Source organism: Bradyrhizobium sp. AZCC 1721, from assembly GCF_036924715.1.
Classification (GTDB): Bacteria; Pseudomonadota; Alphaproteobacteria; order Rhizobiales; family Xanthobacteraceae; genus Bradyrhizobium.
On record NZ_JAZHSB010000001.1, the window covers coordinates 3223884 to 3242082 of the forward strand.

The window sequence follows — 18199 nt, forward strand, 5'->3', positions numbered from 1 at the left end:
CGGGGCGCGCGATGGATTGGTCGCAGCACTCCATTCCGGCGATGCGGCTCGAGCCGCGCTTTGGCGATCGGATGGTCCCGGTCTTTTGCGACCGGCCCAAGAGCATTCCGGCGATGGTGGCCGAAGCGGTTGCGACCAACCCGGACGGCGAGGCGCTGGTCTGCGGCGCCACGCGAATGACATGGCGCGAGGTCGCACAGCAATCGGCGCAAATCGCAGCAGGATTTCAAAGACTCGGCCTGCAGCGCGGCGACCGCGTCGCGCTGCTGCTCGGCAACAGAATCGAATTCGTGCTGACGATGCTGGGCGCGGCCCATGCCGGTCTGGTGACGGTGCTGCTTTCGATCCGCCAGCAAAAGCCCGAGATCGCCTATGTGCTCACCGATTGCGGCGCAAAGCTCCTGATCCACGAGGCGGCCTTGGCCGATCGTGTGCCCGATGCGAGCGATATTCCCGATGTGATGCGCCGGATTGTTGTCGACGACGACCCGCGAGTTTCGCGCTTTTCCGAACTGGCTGACAACGCGCCGCTGGCCGCACCAATCGAGGTCGGCGAAGAGGACACTGCCATGATCCTCTATACGTCGGGCACCACGGGGCGGCCAAAGGGCGCGATGCTCGCCCATTGCACCATCATTCATTCGGCCATGGTGTTCGTATCATGCATGAAGCTTACCGAAGCGGACCGCTCGATCGCCGCCGTGCCGCTCGGGCACGTCACGGGCGTGGTCGCCAACGTCATGACCATGGTCCGTTGCGCAGGCGCGCTGATCATCATGGCGGAGTTCAAGGCGGCGGAATATTTGAAGCTCGCCGCGCGCGAGCGGGTCACCTACACCGTGATGGTGCCGGCGATGTACAATCTCTGCCTGCTGCAGCCGGATTTCGACAGCTACGATCTGTCGAACTGGCGGATCGGCGGCTTTGGCGGTGCGCCGATGCCGATCGCCACCATTGAGAAACTCGATGCCAAGATTCCCGGCCTGAAGCTGATGAATTGCTACGGCGCGACTGAGACCACGTCGCCCTCGACCATGATGCCGGGCGAATTGACCGCCAGCCACATCGACAGCGTCGGCTTGCCCTGTCCCGGCGCGCAGATCGTCGTGATGGATGCCGGGGGCCGCGAACTGCCGCGCGGCGAGATCGGCGAAATCTGGATTCACGGTGGGTCCGTCATCAAGGGCTACTGGAACAATCCGAAGGCGACGGCGGAGAGTTTTACGGCCGGCTTCTGGCATTCCGGCGATCTCGGCTCGATCGACGAAGAGAATTTCGTGCGCGTGTTCGATCGTCAGAAGGACATGATCAATCGCGGCGGGCTCAAGATCTATTCCGCCGAGGTCGAGTCGGTGCTTTCAGGCCATCCCGACGTGGTCGAGAGCGCAATCATCGCAAAACCGTGCCCGGTGCTAGGCGAGCGCGTGCATGCCGTCGTCGTGACGCGGAATGCCGTCAGCGGCGAAGCGCTGCGCGCCTGGTGCGCCGAGCGGCTGTCGGACTACAAGGTGCCGGAAACCATGGATCTGCGGACGGACCCGTTGCCGCGCAATGCCAACGGCAAGGTGATGAAGCGGCAGCTCCGCGACGCTTTCACGGCGGCTTAGAGCTTCGGCGCGCTGCCTTTGGGCATCGCGCTCTCGCTTGGCCCGGCGGCGAGCGCGGCACTGTCGATCGCGGCGGCGCTGACGAGCTGCTTGACGTCCAGCAGGGTGAATTGGGCGATACCGACGCGGTCGGCCAGCGTGCCCGGAACGAGCTGAACACTCAACACGCCGTCGCAGTTCGCGCCCTTCGCCTCGGTGAGCATGGCGCCCGGTTCCTTGGCTTTGGTCTGGGCGCGCTTGACGACCGCCACGCAACTGCCGCGCACGGTGTCGCCGTTGAGCTTGACGGCGGCCCTAGGGTCGAGCGGCTTGTCGATCGCTTCGAGCGCAGTCGCTTCCTTGTACTTGCCGCCGACCGACATGATCGAGCCCTTGCGATAGATGTAGTACAGATGCTGGTCGCCGACGATGGTCGGCACGCCGTATTTGCCCATGATCTCCTTGATCATGTCCGCCTTCGACGGCTGCTGGTCCGGTGCGAAGGTCAGGTTGCGGGCGACGAAATAGGCGCGGTTGGCGCTCGCGGGCGAGGAGAAGCTGGTCGAGAGCATCTCGCCGTTCTGTTTCGAACCGGCAGGAAGGCTGAAATTCAAGGCGGAGACATAGCTGGCGCCGCCGAACTTCTGCTGCTGGATGTCGGTCTTGGTGTCGGTCCGGCCCTTGAACAGCGAATCAAAAATGGCGCGGGCGGATTCGGCGTTCGATTCGGTCGAGATACCCAAAATGTCGGGGCGCAGCTTGCCCGAGAATGCCGTCTCGGGCGCCTTCGGCTTGAAGTCCTCGGCCAGTGACGCTGCGGCCGCCAGGGGTACCAGGCCGAAGGCAAGCAGCATCGAAACCAGCGCGTGGCGAGGCATGAAACACCTGAAAAAGTACGGATCGACAATGGAAGCGGCCGGGATTACGCCAAACTTTGAACCGCGATGTCAACATTGCCGGCCGATTTCGGAGGCGGTTGGGAGCCGCTGTTAACGCTTTGATCCGCCTCGCTTTGCCTTGCCACCGCCATATCGATAGGCTACGCCCCGGCCATGCGGGATCGGGCGTGCGATACTGCCGCCGAAGCTGCGGTTCCCCGGGGATGGGATATCTTTAAGTGTCTGAATTATTTGATGAAGTAGACGAGGAGGTCCGTCGCGAGCAGCTCAAAAGGCTGTGGGACCGGTATTCGCTTCTGATCATCGCCGGCCTGATTTTGATCATCGCCGCCGTCGGCGGCTGGCGTGGCTACCAGTATCTGGAGTCCAAGAAGGCGGCCGAGGCAGGGGCGGCGTTCGACAAGGCGGTCGAGCTTTCGGAAGCCAACAAGCACGCCGAGGCCGAAGTCGCGTTCGCCGATCTCGTTGCGAAGGCGCCGTTCGGCTACCGCGTGCTGGCACGGTTGCGCATGGCGGCGGAAGTCGCCAACCGCGATCCGCAGGCCGCGGCAAAGCTGTTCGACGAGATTGCCGCTGACCGCAGCGTCGGTGTCGCCGAGCAGGATCTCGCGCGGATTCGCGCGGCCCAGTTGCTGTTGGAAAGCACCAGCTATCCCAACATGAAAGACCGCCTCGAAGCCGCTGCCGCGCCGGGCGCCACGTTCCGCCATACCGCGCGCGAATTGCTGGCGCTATCGGCTTGGCGCGCCAATGATGCCGGAGCGACGCGGCAATGGCTGGATATGATCGCCAATGACGGTGAGACGCCGCCGAGCCTGCGCTCGCGTGCCGAAGCGCTACAGGCCTTGCTGCCGCCGGTCGCCAAGAGCTGACGGAGAACGAGTTGAGTGGGAAACCGACCATGCGCCGCCCGCAACGTTTGATCGCAGCCGCCATTCTCGTCGCGCTTTCCGGCGCGCTGGCAGGCTGCGGCGGTGGCGGTTTGGGCAATTTCGATCCCACCGACATGCTCGACTTCCTCGACACCAAGAAGAAATTGCCCGGTGAGCGCAAGCCGGTGTTTCCCGAAGGTGTGCCGGGCCTTGAGCAGGGCGTGCCGAAGGATCTCTATAGGGGCGCCAACCAACAGGTTGATGACCCGAATGCGCAGGCTGCCGCTGCGGCTCCTCCGCCGGAAGAGCCGAAATCGAAGCGTGGCGCGAAATCCAAGGGCAAGCAGGCTGCCGCACCCGCCGCTGCGGACCCCGACGTCGCGCCCGAGGAAGAGGGCAGCACCGCCGCTGCGCCGCCGGCGCCCAAGCCGGCCAAGATCGTGCGCAAGCGCACCACGGCTCCACCGCCCGATCAATCGGCCGCGCCCGCGCAATCCTCACAACAATCGGCTTTCCCGGCTCCGATGCCGAGCGGTAGTTTCTCGCGCTAATTTGTTGTTTTCGTTCGATTGACACGCCCTTCAGAAACGGGCGTTTGGATCATTTATGTCCTTTACGATCGCCATCATCGGCCGACCCAACGTCGGCAAGTCGACGCTGTTCAACCGGCTGGTCGGGCAGAAGCTCGCGCTGGTGGACGACGAGCCCGGCGTCACCCGCGATCGCCGCGAGGGAAGCGCGCGTCTCGGCGATCTCGAATTCACCGTGATCGATACCGCCGGCCTCGACGAGGGCGCCAAGGGCTCGCTCACGGCACGAATGCAGGAGCAGACCGAAGCCGCGATCGGCCTGGCCGATGCGCTGATGTTCGTGATCGACGCCCGTGCGGGCCTGACGCCGAACGATCGCGCCTTTGCCGATTTCGCGCGCCGCGCCAACAAGCCGGTGGTGCTGGTCGCCAACAAGAGCGAGGGCAAGCACGGCGAAATCGGCGCGATGGAATCCTACGCGCTGGGGCTCGGCGATCCCGTGCAGATTTCGGCCGAGCATGGCGAGGGCTTGAGCGATCTCTACGACGCGCTCGCCGCACTGATGCCGGAGCCGGCTGAAGAGCGGGAAGAGTTCGACGACGACGATATCGTATCGGACGAGGATCTCGCCCAGCGTCCGATCCGCGTCGCCATCGTCGGCCGTCCCAATGCCGGCAAGTCGACGCTGATCAATCATCTGCTCGGCGAGGAGCGGCTGTTGACCAGCGCCGAGGCCGGCACCACGCGCGATTCCATTTCGGTGGAGATCACCTGGCAGGGACGCGATTTCCGCGTATTCGATACTGCGGGCTTAAGGCGGCGCTCGCGGATCGAGGAGAAGCTGGAAAAATTGTCGGTGGCGGACGCGCTGCGCGCCGTGCGCTTTGCCGAAGTCGTCGTGATGATGATGGATGCGCAGAACCGGTTCGAGGAACAGGATTTGCGCATCGCCGATCTGATCGAGCGCGAGGGGCGGGCGATCGTGCTCGCGGTCAACAAATGGGATTTGATGGAGCGCAAGCCGCATCTGATTTCGGCGCTACGCAGCGATGCCGATCACTGGTTGCCGCAGGTGAAAGGTGTCCCCATCGTCGCCGTGTCCGGCTTGCTGGGCGAGGGCATCGATCGCCTGATGACCGCAATCCAGGATGCCTACGCAGTCTGGAACAAGCGCGTGCCTACGGCCGCGCTCAATCGCTGGTTCGAGCAGGCAGTCGATGCCAACCCGCCGCCCGCAGTGTCAGGTCGCCGGCTGAAGCTGAACTACATCACGCAGACCAAGGGGCGCCCGCCGAGCTTCGTGCTGTTCTGCTCGCGCGCGGACGCCGTGCCGCAATCCTACTTGCGCTATCTCACCAACAGCCTGCGCGAGGCTTTTGACCTGCCGGGCACGCCGATCCGCATCACGCTGCGCGAAAAGGCCAATCCGTTCGCGCATAAGCGCAAGCGGCCCTCATAAGCGGCACGTAGTTGGACGCCGCCTAGCTTCTCCCGGGTTACCCAAAAGACACAGTTGCACAATCTTGGCCACGGCTTCTAGACAGCGCAGCGCAACGGTGCAATCCTGAGTTTTTAAAACTAGAAAAACAACTGATTGCGTTTCAAGCATACTGTGGGGCGCATTGTGAAAAGATATTTGATCGTTGCGGCGTTGACCGCGTCTTTCTTTGTATCCGGCTGCGCGATTCACCCGCTACCGGAGGACGTCACGGGTGTTCCAACCTATCACATTGTCAGGCAAATCCGCTGTGAGGCGCGGGCCGCGGTGATTAGCTCAGCAATTGATGGATTGAGGAACTACACGCCGGACCCTGATGTCCAGCGGATTGCTCTTGAGTATCAAGACGGCACGCGACCCATCTCTGGCTTCTCGTACAAGGATTTCCGCAACCCGTACATTCGTTCGGTGGTCCGGCTCTTCTACGATACCGGCGTTGCCTACAACTTCAATCTTGAAATGACTGAGAACAACGATCTCGGGACCGAGATCAACCTCTTAAAGCCCTTTACCGACTCTACTCTCACCGTTGGAGTTTCAGCCGGTTTCAATCGTCAGCGGGTAAATACCCGGGCGTTTACTGTCACAGACACGTTTGGTGGCCTAATCCGAAACGTCGGGAACGACTACTGCAACAAGAAATTCATGGTGACTGAAAACTATGTCTATCCGATTGCTGGAAGGGTCGGCATCGAGAACATGGTTCACGACTTCATCAACATGACCTTGTTTGCAAATCTTCAAGGCAATACGTCGAGCGGCGAGGGGCCTCCAACGTTGGTCGACGCTCTTGAGTTCACCACGACTGTTTCGGGTTCGGCGACACCAAAGGTCACGTTTGCGCCGCTCGGGACCGGCCTCAGCGTTACGGATGCCAGTATCACTGGCAAACTTAGCCGGATAGATTTGCATAAGGTCACAATCGGTCTGGCGATCGACAAGGGAAGTTTGCCGCAGGTGGCGTCGCTGCGCGCGACACTATTTACACCCTTGCTGACGGCATCCGGCGGACGCGCAGAACAGAAAGCAGCCGAAGCAGTCAATCAGGTACTCACCAGTAAATTGTTTACTCGCACAATTGTCGTTCCTCGGTAGTGCAGGGAGAATTGCAATGGCCAAGAAAGCGAAGAAAGCGAAGGTAAAACCGACTTACATGAAGGGAAAAAAGCCGATGAAAATCGGCCTGCACGACGTGATCCGAGCGTTGAAGGTGATCGATGACCATGGTCATATGGACAAATTCACAAAAGCCGCGAAAAAGAAGAAGGCAATGATGCTGATTGAGCCGGCGACGGTCAATTTCGTCAAAGATTTCATTGTCAAGAACGATATGCATGCGCATCCGGTCGGCAAGCATATTGCAAACCCTCGCGTCGCTCCACGCGCAGCAGTGGCGGCGCGAAAGCTAGCCGCGGCGCCGGTTGTTCAGGCGAAGGACCCCTTTGAGTGCGATTTCTCGAAACATTGAACCGGCGCGCTGTGGATCGAAATTGCGGTTGGCAGTGAAATAAGGGTGTTGCGGCATCACTACGGACGCTAACAAGGCGTGTCGTTTAGGCGCGCCGGAGGCTATTTTGTCCGACAACACCAAGGCTGATATTCCGCGCAGTGGCGCGGCGGCTTTTATCTTCGTCACCATCCTGCTCGACATGCTCGCGCTCGGCCTGATCCTGCCGATCCTGCCCAAGATCGTGGAGAGTTTTGTCGACAACGACACCGCGACGGCGGCGCGGATCTTCGGCCTGTTCGGCACCGCCTGGGCGCTGATGCAGTTCCTGTTCTCGCCGATCCTTGGCGCGCTCTCGGACCGGTTCGGCCGCCGGCCGGTGGTGCTGCTATCGAATTTCGGGCTGGCGCTGGATTACGTGTTGATGGCGCTGGCGCCGTCGCTGACCTGGCTGTTTATCGGGCGGGTGATCTCAGGCATCACCTCGGCCAGCATTTCCACGGCCTTTGCCTATATCGCCGATGTGACGCCGCCGGAACGGCGTGCCGCGGTGTTCGGCAAGATTGGCGCGGCGTTCGGCGCCGGATTCATTCTCGGCCCCGCCATCGGCGGCCTGCTCGGCGGCATGGATCCGCGTCTGCCGTTCTGGGTCGCGGCGGGCCTGAGCTTTGCGAACGCGCTATATGGCTGGCTGATCCTCCCCGAGTCGCTGCCGCGGGATCGGCGCGCGCCGTTCCACTGGAAGAGCGCCAGTCCGCTCGGCGCATTGCATCTGTTGCGCTCGAACCGGATTCTCGCTGGCCTGTCGCTGGCGAATTTCTTTGGCCAGGTCGCGCATGTGGTGCTGCCTTCCACCTTCGTGCTCTACGCCACCTATCGGTATGGCTGGGACACGACAACGGTGGGGCTCACGCTGGCTCTGGTTGGCGTGTGCGCCATGGTGGTGCAGGGTGCGGGCGTCGGGCCGATCGTCACGCGTCTTGGCGAGCGCAGCGCGCTGCTGCTCGGGCTCGCTAGCGGCGGGCTGGGATTCTTCATCTATGGCGCGGCGCCGACCGGGCTGTTGTTCTGGACCGGCATTCCCGTTATGGCGCTGTGGGGCGTGGCAGGCGCGGCGATCCAGGCCCTGACGACGCAGCTCGTTGCGCCGGATCAGCAGGGCCAGTTGCAGGGCGCGACCAACAGCGTCAACAGCATCGCCCAGATGGCGGGACCGTTCCTGTTCACGCTGACCTTTGCCTATTTCATCAGCGACCAGGCGCCGGTGAAATTGCCGGGCGCGCCGTTCCTGCTGGCGGCAGCACTGTTGGGGCTCGCGCTGTTGATTGCGTGGCGCACGCTGAAAAAGTAGGGTGGGTTAGCCGAAGGCGTAACCCACCGCTCGCTTGCGTGAAAAGAGGTGGGTTACGCTTCGCTAACCCACCCTACAATTCTTACTTCTTTACCAGCGGGCACTCGCTGGCTTCGAGCGGCTTGGCGGCGTCTTCCGCCGAGATCGTGGCGATCTGCTTGTAGTAATCCCACGGCCCCTTCGACTCTTCCGGCTTCTTCACCTCGAACAGATAGGCCGGAATGAGACGGCGGCCGTCGGCGCGCAGCGGGCCCTTGCCGAACAGTGGATCATCGGTCGGCAATTCCTTCATCTTGGCGACGACCTTGGCGCCGTCATGCGGATTGCCGCCCATCGCGTCGAGCGTCTTGAGATAGTGCAGCACCACTGCATAAACCCCGGCCACCGTCATCGAGGGCATCGTGCCTTTCGATGATACTTTCTGGAAGCGCTTGGACCATTCGCGCGTCTTGTCGTTCAGGTCCCAGTAAAACGATTCCGTGAACGTCAGACCTTGCGCGGTCTTCAAGCCCAACGAGTGAACGTCGTTAATGAAGAGCAGGAGCGCCGCAAGCTTCTGACCGCCCGCAACGATACCGAATTCGGAAGCCTGCTTGATCGCATTGGTGGTGTCGCCGCCAGCGTTGGCAAGGCCAACCACCTTTGCCTTCGAGGACTGCGCCTGCAACAGGAACGACGAGAAGTCCGACGTATTCAGCGGATGCCTGACTCCGCCCAGCACCTTGCCGCCGCTGGCGGTGACGACCGCCGAGGTGTCGCGTTCCAGCGCATGTCCGAACGCGTAGTCTGCGGTCAGGAAGAACCAGCTATCGCCACCGGCTTTGGTCAGCGCCTTGCCGGTTCCGTTGGCCAGCATGTAGGTGTCGTAGGTAAAGGAAATCGTGTTCGGCGTGCAGGCCTTGCCGGTGAGATCGGCTGTGGCAGCGCCCGAATTGAGCAGGACGACGTTCTTGTCCTTGACGAGGTTGCTCACCGCGAGCGCGACGCCGGAGTTCGGTGTGTCGGCGATGACGTCGACCTTGTCGTTGTCGATCCACTGCCTGGCGATGTTGACGCCGACGTCGGGCTTGTTCTGGTGATCGCCACTGACCAGATCGATCTTCCAACCCTTGGCGGCGAGGCCGGAATCGTCAATCGCCATCTTCGCTGCAGCCACCGAATTGGGGCCGCCAATGTCGGCATAGAGGCTCGACATGTCATTCAGCACGCCGATCTTGACGGTCTTGTCCTGGGCCAGTGCTGGCGTCGCCAGGGCGAGTGCGGCAAGCGCCACGGAAGCGGCGAAGCGCCGCGCAATTCCAGTCGTCATGGTATTCCTCCAGAAATGTTGTTCGCCGGCTCTCTTTTCGGAACCTGCCAGCGGCTTTTGCGATAGTCCTTCTCAGAACCGCGGGCAAGGCACCTATCGTAGCGCGTCCGGCGTCAACTCGGGCCAGATCGCGATGTCTCACACCGCACCGTTGCCCCGGGCATTCTTTCCGTAAAACCATTCCTTAACGAAGGTTCCATCTTTTCTGAACAACTGGATGCGGTCGTTCATGCGATCGCAGACAAAGAGCAACCCGTCATTGGCGAGTTTCACGCAATGCACGGGGGAGGGCGAATTCATGTCTCAACAAGCGGCGAAATGGATAGCTTTCCGCATTCGCCAAAGCTTCGGCGGACAAGCCGCTGCGCTTACAATGAGAGAGCTCGTAAGATGCTCAAGCCGGCGGATGAAAACTCATCAGTGTGCGGGTCTTGTAGTCATAGAGCTTGCCGGTCTCGGTCCATTCCGGCGCACACATCGGCACGATGAATTCAGCCGCCTGTTCCGGCGTATCCAGCGTCATCGGGTCTTCGCCGGGGAAGACGCTGGCGCGCATGCGGGTGCGGATAGGGCCGGGGCTGAACAGGTTGACGCGCAGTTTCGTGCTTGCGGTCTCGTTGGCCCATGAGCGCACCAGCGTGTCCAGCGCCGCCTTCGAGGCCGCGTAGGGTCCCTGATAGGCGTTGGCCTTGCTGGCGGCGCCCGAAGTGACGAAGACGGCGCGGCCGGCGTCCGAGACCTTGAGCAGCGGATCCATGCAGCGGATGAGTTGGAAGTTAGCAGTCACGTTTATTGCGAACACGTCGTTCCAGGGCTTCAGCTCGATATGTCCGAGCGGCGAGGAGGGGCCGGCGACCCCGGCATTGCCGACGAGAATGTCGAGCTTTCCGTGGCGTTCATGCAGCGCCGCGCCGAGCCGCGCGATGCCGTCGAAATCGGTGAGGTTGAGCGGCACCAGCGTGGCGCTGCCGCCGTCTTTGCGGATCTCGTCATCGAGTTCCTCAAGGCCGCCTTGTGTGCGTGCGACGGCAATGATGTACGCGCCGGCCTTTGCCAGCGCGAGCGCCGCGGCATAGCCGATGCCGCGTGAGGCGCCGGTGACGAGCGCAATGCGGGAGGCGAGGGGTTTGGTCATTGAACTAGCTCGATCATCGTCGTCCCTGCGAAAGCAGGGACCCATACGCCGCGGCGCTCATGAGGTGAGGAGGTGTCAATAACTAATGGCATCCGGAAAAACGAAGGCCTGTGGTTATGGGTCCCTGCTTTCGCAGGGACGACACCGTTGGGTGTTCTCAGCTCGCCTCTGCCAAGAGCGAGAGCTGGCGCGGCTGCGGTTCGACCTGGGTCTGGTCGGTGAGGTGCGTCGGATAGGCACCCGTGAAGCAATGGTCGGAGAATTTGGGATTGGCGGGGTCGCGCCCCGGTTCGCCCATGGCGCGGTACAGGCCGTCGATCGACAGGAACGCCAGCGAATCCGCGCCGATGATGTCGCGCATCTCTTCCAGCGTATGGGTGGCCGCGAGAAGCCCGCCGCGGTCCGGCAGGTCGATGCCGTAATAGTCGGGATAGAGGATCGGCGGCGAAGCGAGCCGGAAATGCACCTCGCGCGCACCGGCGTCGCGCATCATGCGCACGATCTTCTTCGACGTGGTGCCGCGCACCAGTGAATCGTCGATCAGGATGATCCGCTTGCCTTCGATCGCGGCGCGATTGGCCGAATGCTTCATGCGCACGCCGAGCTCGCGCACGCTCTGCGTCGGCTGGATGAAGGTGCGGCCGACATAGTGGTTGCGGATGATGCCGAGTTCGAACGGCACGCCGGAATGCTGGCTGTAGCCGACCGCCGCCGGCACGCCGGAATCCGGCACCGGCACGACGACGTCGACCTCGACATGGCTTTCGCGGGCGAGTTGCGCGCCGAAGGCTTTTCGGACCTCATAGACCGAACGGCCGCCGACGATCGAATCCGGCCGTGAGAAGTAGATGTATTCGAAAATGCAGGGCCGCGGCGGTTTCGGCGGAAACGGCTTGTGGCTGTGGGCGCCCTCTTCGTCGAACACGACGATTTCGCCGGGCTCGACATCGCGCACATATTTCGCGCCGATCATGTCAAGCGCGCAGGTCTCCGAAGTCAGGATCGGACAGCCGTCGAGATCACCAAGCACCAGCGGACGGATACCGAGCGGATCGCGTGCGCCGACCAGCTTCTTGTTGGTCAGCGATACCAGCGAATAGGCGCCTTCGATGGCGCGCAGCGCCTCAATAAAGCGGTCGATGAAGCGGCTGCGTTTGGACTGCGCGACCAGGTGCAGGATCACTTCGGTGTCCGTGGTCGACTGCATCATGGCGCCGTTCTTCACCAGTTCGCGGCGCAGCGTCAGCCCGTTGGTGAGATTGCCATTATGGCCGACCGCAAAACCGCCGGCATTGAGCTCGGCGAACAGCGGCTGCACGTTGCGCAGGATGGTCGCGCCGGTCGTGGAATAGCGGACATGGCCGACCGCTACGATGCCGGGCAGGCGCTCGATCACCTCGCGGCGGGAGAAGGTATCGCCGACGAGGCCAAGGCGGCGTTCGGAATGGAAACGGCTACCGTCGAAGGAGACAATGCCGGCGGCTTCCTGGCCGCGATGCTGGAGGGCGTGTAGTCCGAGCGCCGTGATGGCAGCGGCTTCGGGGTGGCCGAAGATGCCGAACACGCCGCATTCCTCACGTAGCGTGTCGCCTTCGAGATCGTCCTGCAACTCGATGCCAGGATTTAGATCGAGTTGCCCGGCGGGATCGGAAGGGTTTTGCATCGCGTCCATCGCCTCTCTATTTTGGCCAGAATTAGCGGCCCGCGGGTTTTTCGATCAGCTTTTTAAGGCTGTCGCGGGCAGGTTTGCTGTAGCCATCGCCGGATGCAGGGGCTGCCTGGTCGGCGTCAGTTTGATCGTCTTCCGGTTTATTCTTCTTGAATCTCTTTAAAATGGTGTTCTCGGGGTCATCAGGCAAGAGCGACATTAACCACTGCCCGGTTCCATCCAGCACTGTTCGAGACTTCGCGTTGGTGATCCAGTCCGGCCGCTGCTTGTCCGGGACCAGCCAGCTAAAGAACAGGAAGGCGACCACCACGATCAGCAGCCCGCGGCCGAGCCCGAACAGGAAGCCGAGGGTGCGATCCAGCGCGCCAATCCGGGAATCCAGGATCATGTCCGAAATCCGCACCGTGATCACGGAAACGACGATCAGGGTGCCGATGAAGGTGCCGGCCACCACCGCTACGGCTGCCACCGTATCATTGTTGAAATAGGCTTTGGCGGTCGGCAGCAGCTTCGAGAAGGCATACAGCGTCACCAGCGCCGCCGCGCCCCAGGCCGCGATCGACAGGATTTCGCGCATGAAGCCGCGCACCATGGCGAGCAGCCCCGAAATCAGCATCACTCCGAGCAGGACGAGATCGAGTATCGTTATCGGCATCGGCTGGTCAGGTCCGCTCGTAAGTCCTTTAGGCAGCGAATCGGCGGCTCAGGGTCACCCCAAGTGAGGGGCAGACGGCGTATCCCGCAAGGCCGGAAATCGTGCCATCCCGCCCGCCTTTCGCGCGCGTTGTATAGCGGCGAGGGGCGGGCGCGTCACGCCGCTTTAGCTGTTTTCACGACGGAATCGCGCTGGTGTGGCATTTTTCTCTGCCGCACCCTCGCGACTGGTGTCGCGGTTGCCTCTCGGGCTGCCGCGCGCCGCGATTTCAGCCACCAGGCTGGTTAGTCCGCCGATGCTGTTCAGCGCAAGCCCGCCATCGCCGCCGACCTCGCCGCGCGCCGATTCGGGCAGAACAGCGCGGCCAAAGCCCAGTTTCGCGGCCTCCTTCAATCGGGCGGAGGTCTGCGCCACCGGCCGGACCGCGCCCGAGAGCGAAATCTCGCCGAAATAGACCGCATCCGTCGGTAACGGCGCATTTACCAACGAGGACACCAGGGCGGCGGCCGCCGCGAGGTCGGCCGCGGGCTCCTGGATTCGCAGGCCCCCCGCCACGTTCAGATAAACGTCGTAGCCGGACAGTTTGACCCCGCAATGGGCCTCGAGCACCGCCAGCACCATCGACAGCCGGCTCGGATCCCAACCCACTACGGCCCGCCGGGGGGTGCCGAGCGTGGTCGGCGCCACCAATGCCTGCAATTCCACCAGCACGGGGCGGGTGCCTTCGATCCCGGCGAAAACCGCGGTTCCCGGGCTGCCCAGATCGCGCTCCGAGAGGAACAATTCCGAGGGGTTGGAGACCTCGCGAAGGCCGAGCCCCGTCATCTCGAACACGCCGATTTCATCGGTCGGGCCAAAACGATTCTTCATCGCGCGCAAAATGCGGAAATGCTGCGAGCCTTCGCCCTCGAACGACAGTACCGCGTCGACCATGTGCTCGACCACGCGGGGGCCCGCGATTTGGCCGTCCTTGGTGACGTGTCCGACCAAGATGATCGCAGCACCGGTTTTCTTGGCGAAACGAATGAGCGCCTGTGCCGAGGCGCGGACCTGCGTCACCGTTCCCGGCGCCGACTCCACCGTGTCTGTCCACATGGTCTGGATCGAATCGATCACGATCAGGCGCGGCACCGCGCCTTCCGACAGCGTCGAGACGATGTCCTCGACCGAGGTTTCGGCGGCGAGCTGCACCGGCGCGTCGGCCAAGCCCAGCCGCTCGGCGCGCAGCCGCACCTGCGCCACGGCCTCTTCGCCCGATATATAGACCGCGCGGTGGCCTGCGCGGGCCAGCATGCTGGTAGCCTGCGTGAGCAGCGTTGACTTTCCGATGCCGGGATCGCCGCCGACCAACAGCACCGAGCCGCGGACAAAACCGCCGCCGGTGACACGATCGAGCTCGGTCATCCCGGAAGGCAGGCGAGGGGCGTCATTGCTTTTTCCTGTCAGCGATTCCAGCGCAAACGTCCGGCCCTTGCGCCGGGAGCGGACCGAGACCGGCATCGAGGTCGCGCCGGTGGTGTCTTCCTCGGCAAGCGTGTTCCACTCGCCGCAGGAATCGCACTTGCCCTGCCAGCGGTTATACGCCGCGCCGCAGTTCTGGCAGACGAAGGAGAGGGTGGATTTGGCCATAGAGGGGTGAGTCGCTGTCCTGGTCGAGTGGGCGATGCGTAATAGCATGTCTAAGGTCGTGCGGGGCATGATACTATGCTGCAACACGCTCGTGTCGAACGCGGAATGGAGCTTTTGGCGAAGACGCAACGGCCGCGAGTGCACATTAAGTTCGAGTAACTAAATCTAACCACTTTCTTGAGATTCTATAATTTTCTTGAGAGAGCTCTATGGCCGAAACATCAATCGAATGGACTGATGCGACTTGGAATCCTGTGGCTGGCTGCACCGTGCTTACTGCAGGGTGCACGAATTGCTACGCCATGCGGATGGCGGCAAGGCTTGAGTCGATGGGCACTGAGAAGTACCGCGGCCTCACCCGGAAAAGCGGGGGACGTGCGGTCTGGACTGGGAAAATTCGTCTGGATCACGCATCTCTCCACACACCAAAAACGTGGTCGAAGCCGCGCAAGGTGTTCGTCAACTCAATGTCCGACCTCTTTCATGATGATGTTCCGGTTGAATTCATTGCTCGGGTCTGGGGCGTGATGAAGAAGACACCTCGACACACGTATCAAATTCTCACGAAGCGCCCTGAGCGAATGGCCGAGGTTCTAGCTCAACGAACATTTGAAATCCTCCCGAACGTCTGGCTCGGCACTAGCATCGAGGATAGTCGCGTTCTGAATAGGTTGGACGCCATTCGACGGGTGCCTGCTGCAATCAGATTTGTTTCCTTTGAGCCGTTGATCGGGTCCGTGGCCGAAGGCGATCTGGCAGGTATTCATTGGGCGATCGTCGGTGGAGAGAGCGGCCCGCGCGCTCGCGAAATGAAGCCTGAGTGGGTCGACGAAATCGAGACGATGTGTCGGTCCTCAAGAACAGCCTTCTTCTTCAAGCAGTGGGGTGGAAAAAACAAGAAGGCGGCTGGGCGCATACTAAACGGCAAAACCTACGATGAGATGCCCGACCTGAGGCTGTGATTTCATCGGTATTTTTTGAATATGGCGTCGATGATTTTTTGCGCAACGGGCTTCTGCGAGGCAAAGAACAAGTAGTACACAACAGCATTGGTGCTGTTCTTCATAGGTAGAGGCTCGGGGACGAACTGGAAGCCGGCCACTTTGCGCAGCCTTTCGCGAAAGGCGCCTACAATTGCGTCATTGCCCTGCTTTACGAGGTCTGGTGCGCCGAACAAGTTGCCTTGCGGGTGTTCGGCGTAGGCTGCTCCTCTCCAAGACTCATCACCCCAAAAGCTGTTCATACGGTCGATACCTTCCTTCGGAACGGCGGTGGGATTGCGCCAAATTGCGTTCCTGTTCATATCCATCACCGGAAAATTCAGGAACATGTCAATGGCGCGGGACTGACCTGCCATCTCGATCGCGCGCCATTCAAGGTGAAGACCATAAGGATCGAAGAGGCAGAGCGCTCGCTTATAGTCCTTGTACTTGATTGTGGGCAAAAGCGTTTGGGTGAGATATTTCGAGGCGTCACCCGTTTCTATATGGATGTCACTGCGGCCGGCACATAGCGTTCTGAGATGCGCCGTCTTCTGAGCGTCCATATCAATAAAGAAGAAGCCGTCGAAAGGCGGTGTCATTTTCAGCGCACGGGCTGGACTGCCGTCGATCTGCCCACCACTGCGCTTCGAGATGTGGACGCCGGCACCACTGAACGCGTCGACATAGAATTTTTTCAGGCCTCGTTGGTTGGCAAATGCTCCCGTATAGGCTGAGCCGTATTTTTCGATGATCTCGAGCTTCAACTCGGACCAGATGCCAACCTCATCAAATTTAAATGGTGCAGGCACTGGCGCTAATCATGTGTAATGTTTCGCCGGGCAGCTTGTTGCACGGGAGGACCGACCGCCCTCTAACCCACCGCAAGTTAGCTCTAACTTTGCTGTTATTCCGCGATAAGCAGCTTTAGCCGGTAGGGTGGCGTACCTCACGGCTTTCTCGGTCATCCGATCCGTGAATGATTCAACCTGCCATCCGGCCAAAGCCGGTGCGCCCAGACAGCAGAATATAGCTAGAGCCGCTCTAAGCCCCAAAGCCCCCTCCCAACGATTGCTATCTCAGTCTGACCAACGCATTTAGCAATTTCAAGTGTTTTCAACTATTGATTGTTTATCTCGTAGCATCACGAAGTGACGTTCGCGCATGTCCAGATGCCGACCGGTTGCTCGAGACCACGAATAATCTGCGCGGGCCGCTCGACAAGCGACGCGAAGTCGGCGCTCGAATGGTTCGATTCCGAGCGGGCCTGCCGCACCAGCGCGTCGCTGACGACGATGGCGCATCCGAATTCGCGGGTCAGCGCCTCCAGCCGGCTCGCTGCATTCACGGTGGTGCCGATCACAGCGAATTCAAGCCGATTGAGGCCGATATCTCCCAGCACGACCTGACCATAGTGCAATCCGACACTGACCTGGATCGGCGGCTCGTTGCGGCCCTGCCGTTCTCTGTTCAACTCGGCAATCGAGGCGATCATACCCCTCGCGCAACGCAAGGCGTTCAGCGCGTCGGAATCGCTGGCGAATGGCGTGCCAAACGTCGCCATCAGGCCGTCGCCGAGGTACTTGTCGAGCGTTCCGCCGTGCTGGAACACTTCTCTTTCCATTCGCTCATGGAATTGCCGCAGCGTGTCGATGACCTCTTTCGGGTCTCGTCCATCGGAATAGGCGGTGAATCCCACGATATCGGCAAACAATACCGCGACGTCTTGTGTGCGAACCCGCGTCAGCGGCTCATCATTGCCGGAGAGTTCATTGACGACATTGGGTGAAAAATAACGCGCCAGGTTGGCACGCTCGCGTTCGATCCCGGCATGGCTGATCAGGAGCGCATTCGAACGGCGCACCGCTAGCGCCAGGATCGCGGCCACGATGATGAACACCGTCACTTCCTGGAAACGGGCGCCGAAGCCGATCGACGAAGGATCGATGATCTCGAACAAGCGAACATCGGCACCGACCGCCTCCCTGACGCGCTGCGACAGCGCGGCATGGGTTTCGGGCTGCAGATAGGCCCAACCGACGGCAATGGTCCACAGGGCAGCGGTCCATCCGCCCATCGCGACAACCGTTCGCCACGAATAGGCGAGGGTGGCCGTGGCAAGGAAAATGAAGAAATAGATGAAACTGTCAAACCGGAATTGCATTCCGATTGGCCAGTGCTCGGTGCTCCAGGGATTGGGCATGACGCTGAGGAAGGTCAGCAACGCAAGATCGCAAATGATCAGGAAAACCTCGATCGGCGAACGTCCGACCTTGCCGACTTTGAGCTGGGCCCAGCCGATCAGGGCAAAGAAGCCCAGCATCAAGACGTAGTAGATCACGTCCCAATTCGGGTTGATGATCGGCAGGGTAACGGCAGTGATGGCCAGCGCGACCCAGCGTGCCCGGACGGCGAGCAGCAGGCCTTCACGCTTGCTCTCGACAAGGGCGGCTTCCGCAAATCTTAGGGTGTCTTGTCGGGATTCGGTTCGTCCGGTTCGCTGGTCGCCGACATCGGCGAGATCAGCCGTTTCCGTCATCACACTCAAGACACATTCTCCCATGTCGAGAATCAGTTCGCGCAAGGTGCACGCTAATCACCGACCAAATTGCCACGCCTGAAGGCCAACGGCTACTTGC

General features: G+C 61.3%; 16 protein-coding genes. 8 read left to right on the forward strand and 8 right to left on the reverse strand.

The features are described from left to right. Positions 1-11 precede the first annotated feature (11 nt). The gene (locus V1273_RS15235; protein WP_334368423.1) at positions 12-1607 is read left to right on the forward strand and encodes a class I adenylate-forming enzyme family protein; all 1596 of its coding nucleotides are present in this window, start codon (positions 12-14) and stop codon (positions 1605-1607) included. Here V1273_RS15235 and V1273_RS15240 read toward each other — a convergent pair. Then, on the reverse strand, positions 1604-2464 hold the full coding sequence (locus V1273_RS15240; RefSeq protein ID WP_334368424.1) for a hypothetical protein: 861 nt from the start codon (positions 2462-2464) through the stop codon (positions 1604-1606). The genes V1273_RS15235 and V1273_RS15240 overlap by 4 nt on opposite strands. Before the next feature lie 239 nt (positions 2465-2703). Here V1273_RS15240 and V1273_RS15245 point away from each other — a divergent pair, with 239 nt between their 5' ends. From V1273_RS15245 to V1273_RS15270, 6 genes are all read left to right on the forward strand, one after another. Further along, a complete protein-coding gene (locus V1273_RS15245) occupies positions 2704-3357 on the forward strand; it encodes a tetratricopeptide repeat protein (protein ID WP_334410111.1) in 654 nt (217 codons plus the stop codon). A gap of 29 nt (positions 3358-3386) precedes the next feature. Continuing rightward, positions 3387-3908 (forward strand): hypothetical protein, encoded by a 522-nt coding sequence (locus tag V1273_RS15250; protein ID WP_334410112.1) that lies wholly within the window; start codon positions 3387-3389, stop codon positions 3906-3908. A gap of 55 nt (positions 3909-3963) precedes the next feature. Continuing rightward, positions 3964-5346 (forward strand): ribosome biogenesis GTPase Der, encoded by a 1383-nt coding sequence (gene der / locus V1273_RS15255; protein WP_065745089.1) that lies wholly within the window; start codon positions 3964-3966, stop codon positions 5344-5346. A gap of 135 nt (positions 5347-5481) precedes the next feature. Next, complete coding sequence (locus tag V1273_RS15260) at positions 5482-6480, forward strand: hypothetical protein (protein ID WP_334410113.1); 999 nt, start codon at positions 5482-5484, stop codon at positions 6478-6480. Between the two features lie 16 nt (positions 6481-6496). Further along, positions 6497-6853 carry a hypothetical protein gene (locus tag V1273_RS15265; protein ID WP_334410115.1) on the forward strand — a complete coding sequence of 119 codons (357 nt, stop codon included), beginning with the start codon at positions 6497-6499 and terminating at the stop codon, positions 6851-6853. Between the two features lie 106 nt (positions 6854-6959). Next, positions 6960-8183: a TCR/Tet family MFS transporter gene (locus V1273_RS15270; RefSeq protein WP_334410116.1), complete on the forward strand. Its 1224-nt coding sequence runs from the start codon at positions 6960-6962 to the stop codon at positions 8181-8183. 82 nt (positions 8184-8265) lie between these two features. On the opposite strand, the gene V1273_RS15275 is transcribed toward V1273_RS15270, so the two are convergent. The 5 genes from V1273_RS15275 to radA form a co-directional block, all read right to left on the reverse strand. Further along, on the reverse strand, positions 8266-9492 hold the full coding sequence (locus V1273_RS15275) for an ABC transporter substrate-binding protein (RefSeq protein WP_334410117.1): 1227 nt from the start codon (positions 9490-9492) through the stop codon (positions 8266-8268). Between the two features lie 394 nt (positions 9493-9886). Further along, positions 9887-10627: an SDR family NAD(P)-dependent oxidoreductase gene (locus V1273_RS15280; RefSeq protein ID WP_334410118.1), complete on the reverse strand. Its 741-nt coding sequence runs from the start codon at positions 10625-10627 to the stop codon at positions 9887-9889. Positions 10628-10784: 157 nt separating this feature from the next. Next, complete coding sequence (purF, locus tag V1273_RS15285; RefSeq protein ID WP_334369261.1) at positions 10785-12290, reverse strand: amidophosphoribosyltransferase; 1506 nt, start codon at positions 12288-12290, stop codon at positions 10785-10787. 31 nt (positions 12291-12321) lie between these two features. Next, a complete protein-coding gene (locus tag V1273_RS15290) occupies positions 12322-12951 on the reverse strand; it encodes a CvpA family protein (RefSeq protein ID WP_028346521.1) in 630 nt (209 codons plus the stop codon). Positions 12952-13116: 165 nt separating this feature from the next. Next, positions 13117-14580: a DNA repair protein RadA gene (radA, locus tag V1273_RS15295; protein WP_065729777.1), complete on the reverse strand. Its 1464-nt coding sequence runs from the start codon at positions 14578-14580 to the stop codon at positions 13117-13119. A 209-nt stretch (positions 14581-14789) separates the two neighbouring features. On the opposite strand from radA, the gene V1273_RS15300 reads away from it, so the two are divergent. Continuing rightward, positions 14790-15542 (forward strand): DUF5131 family protein, encoded by a 753-nt coding sequence (locus V1273_RS15300; protein ID WP_334382488.1) that lies wholly within the window; start codon positions 14790-14792, stop codon positions 15540-15542. 2 nt (positions 15543-15544) lie between these two features. Here the strand turns inward: V1273_RS15300 and V1273_RS15305 are convergent, their stop codons facing one another. After that, positions 15545-16372, reverse strand: coding sequence for a three-Cys-motif partner protein TcmP (locus tag V1273_RS15305; RefSeq protein WP_334382487.1), 828 nt, complete (start codon positions 16370-16372; stop codon positions 15545-15547). 332 nt (positions 16373-16704) lie between these two features. Continuing rightward, positions 16705-18099, reverse strand: coding sequence for an adenylate/guanylate cyclase domain-containing protein (locus tag V1273_RS15310; protein ID WP_334412215.1), 1395 nt, complete (start codon positions 18097-18099; stop codon positions 16705-16707). Between the last annotated feature and the right edge of the window lie 100 nt (positions 18100-18199).

Bases quoted from the DNA above. Each gene is read 5' to 3' on its own strand.
- V1273_RS15235 (WP_334368423.1), top strand. From the start codon at position 12: ATGGATTGGTCGCAGCACTCCATTCCGGCGATGCGGCTCGAGCCGCGC.
- V1273_RS15250 (WP_334410112.1), top strand. From the start codon at position 3,387: ATGCGCCGCCCGCAACGTTTGATCGCAGCCGCCATTCTCGTCGCGCTT.
- V1273_RS15280 (WP_334410118.1), bottom strand. From the start codon at position 10,627: ATGACCAAACCCCTCGCCTCCCGCATTGCGCTCGTCACCGGCGCCTCA.
- V1273_RS15310 (WP_334412215.1), bottom strand. From the start codon at position 18,099: ATGACGGAAACGGCTGATCTCGCCGATGTCGGCGACCAGCGAACCGGA.
- V1273_RS15240 (WP_334368424.1), bottom strand. From the start codon at position 2,464: ATGCCTCGCCACGCGCTGGTTTCGATGCTGCTTGCCTTCGGCCTGGTA.
- purF (WP_334369261.1), bottom strand. From the start codon at position 12,290: ATGCAAAACCCTTCCGATCCCGCCGGGCAACTCGATCTAAATCCTGGC.
- radA (WP_065729777.1), bottom strand. From the start codon at position 14,580: ATGGCCAAATCCACCCTCTCCTTCGTCTGCCAGAACTGCGGCGCGGCG.
- V1273_RS15300 (WP_334382488.1), top strand. From the start codon at position 14,790: ATGGCCGAAACATCAATCGAATGGACTGATGCGACTTGGAATCCTGTG.
- V1273_RS15290 (WP_028346521.1), bottom strand. From the start codon at position 12,951: ATGCCGATAACGATACTCGATCTCGTCCTGCTCGGAGTGATGCTGATT.
- der (WP_065745089.1), top strand. From the start codon at position 3,964: ATGTCCTTTACGATCGCCATCATCGGCCGACCCAACGTCGGCAAGTCG.
- V1273_RS15275 (WP_334410117.1), bottom strand. From the start codon at position 9,492: ATGACGACTGGAATTGCGCGGCGCTTCGCCGCTTCCGTGGCGCTTGCC.
- V1273_RS15265 (WP_334410115.1), top strand. From the start codon at position 6,497: ATGGCCAAGAAAGCGAAGAAAGCGAAGGTAAAACCGACTTACATGAAG.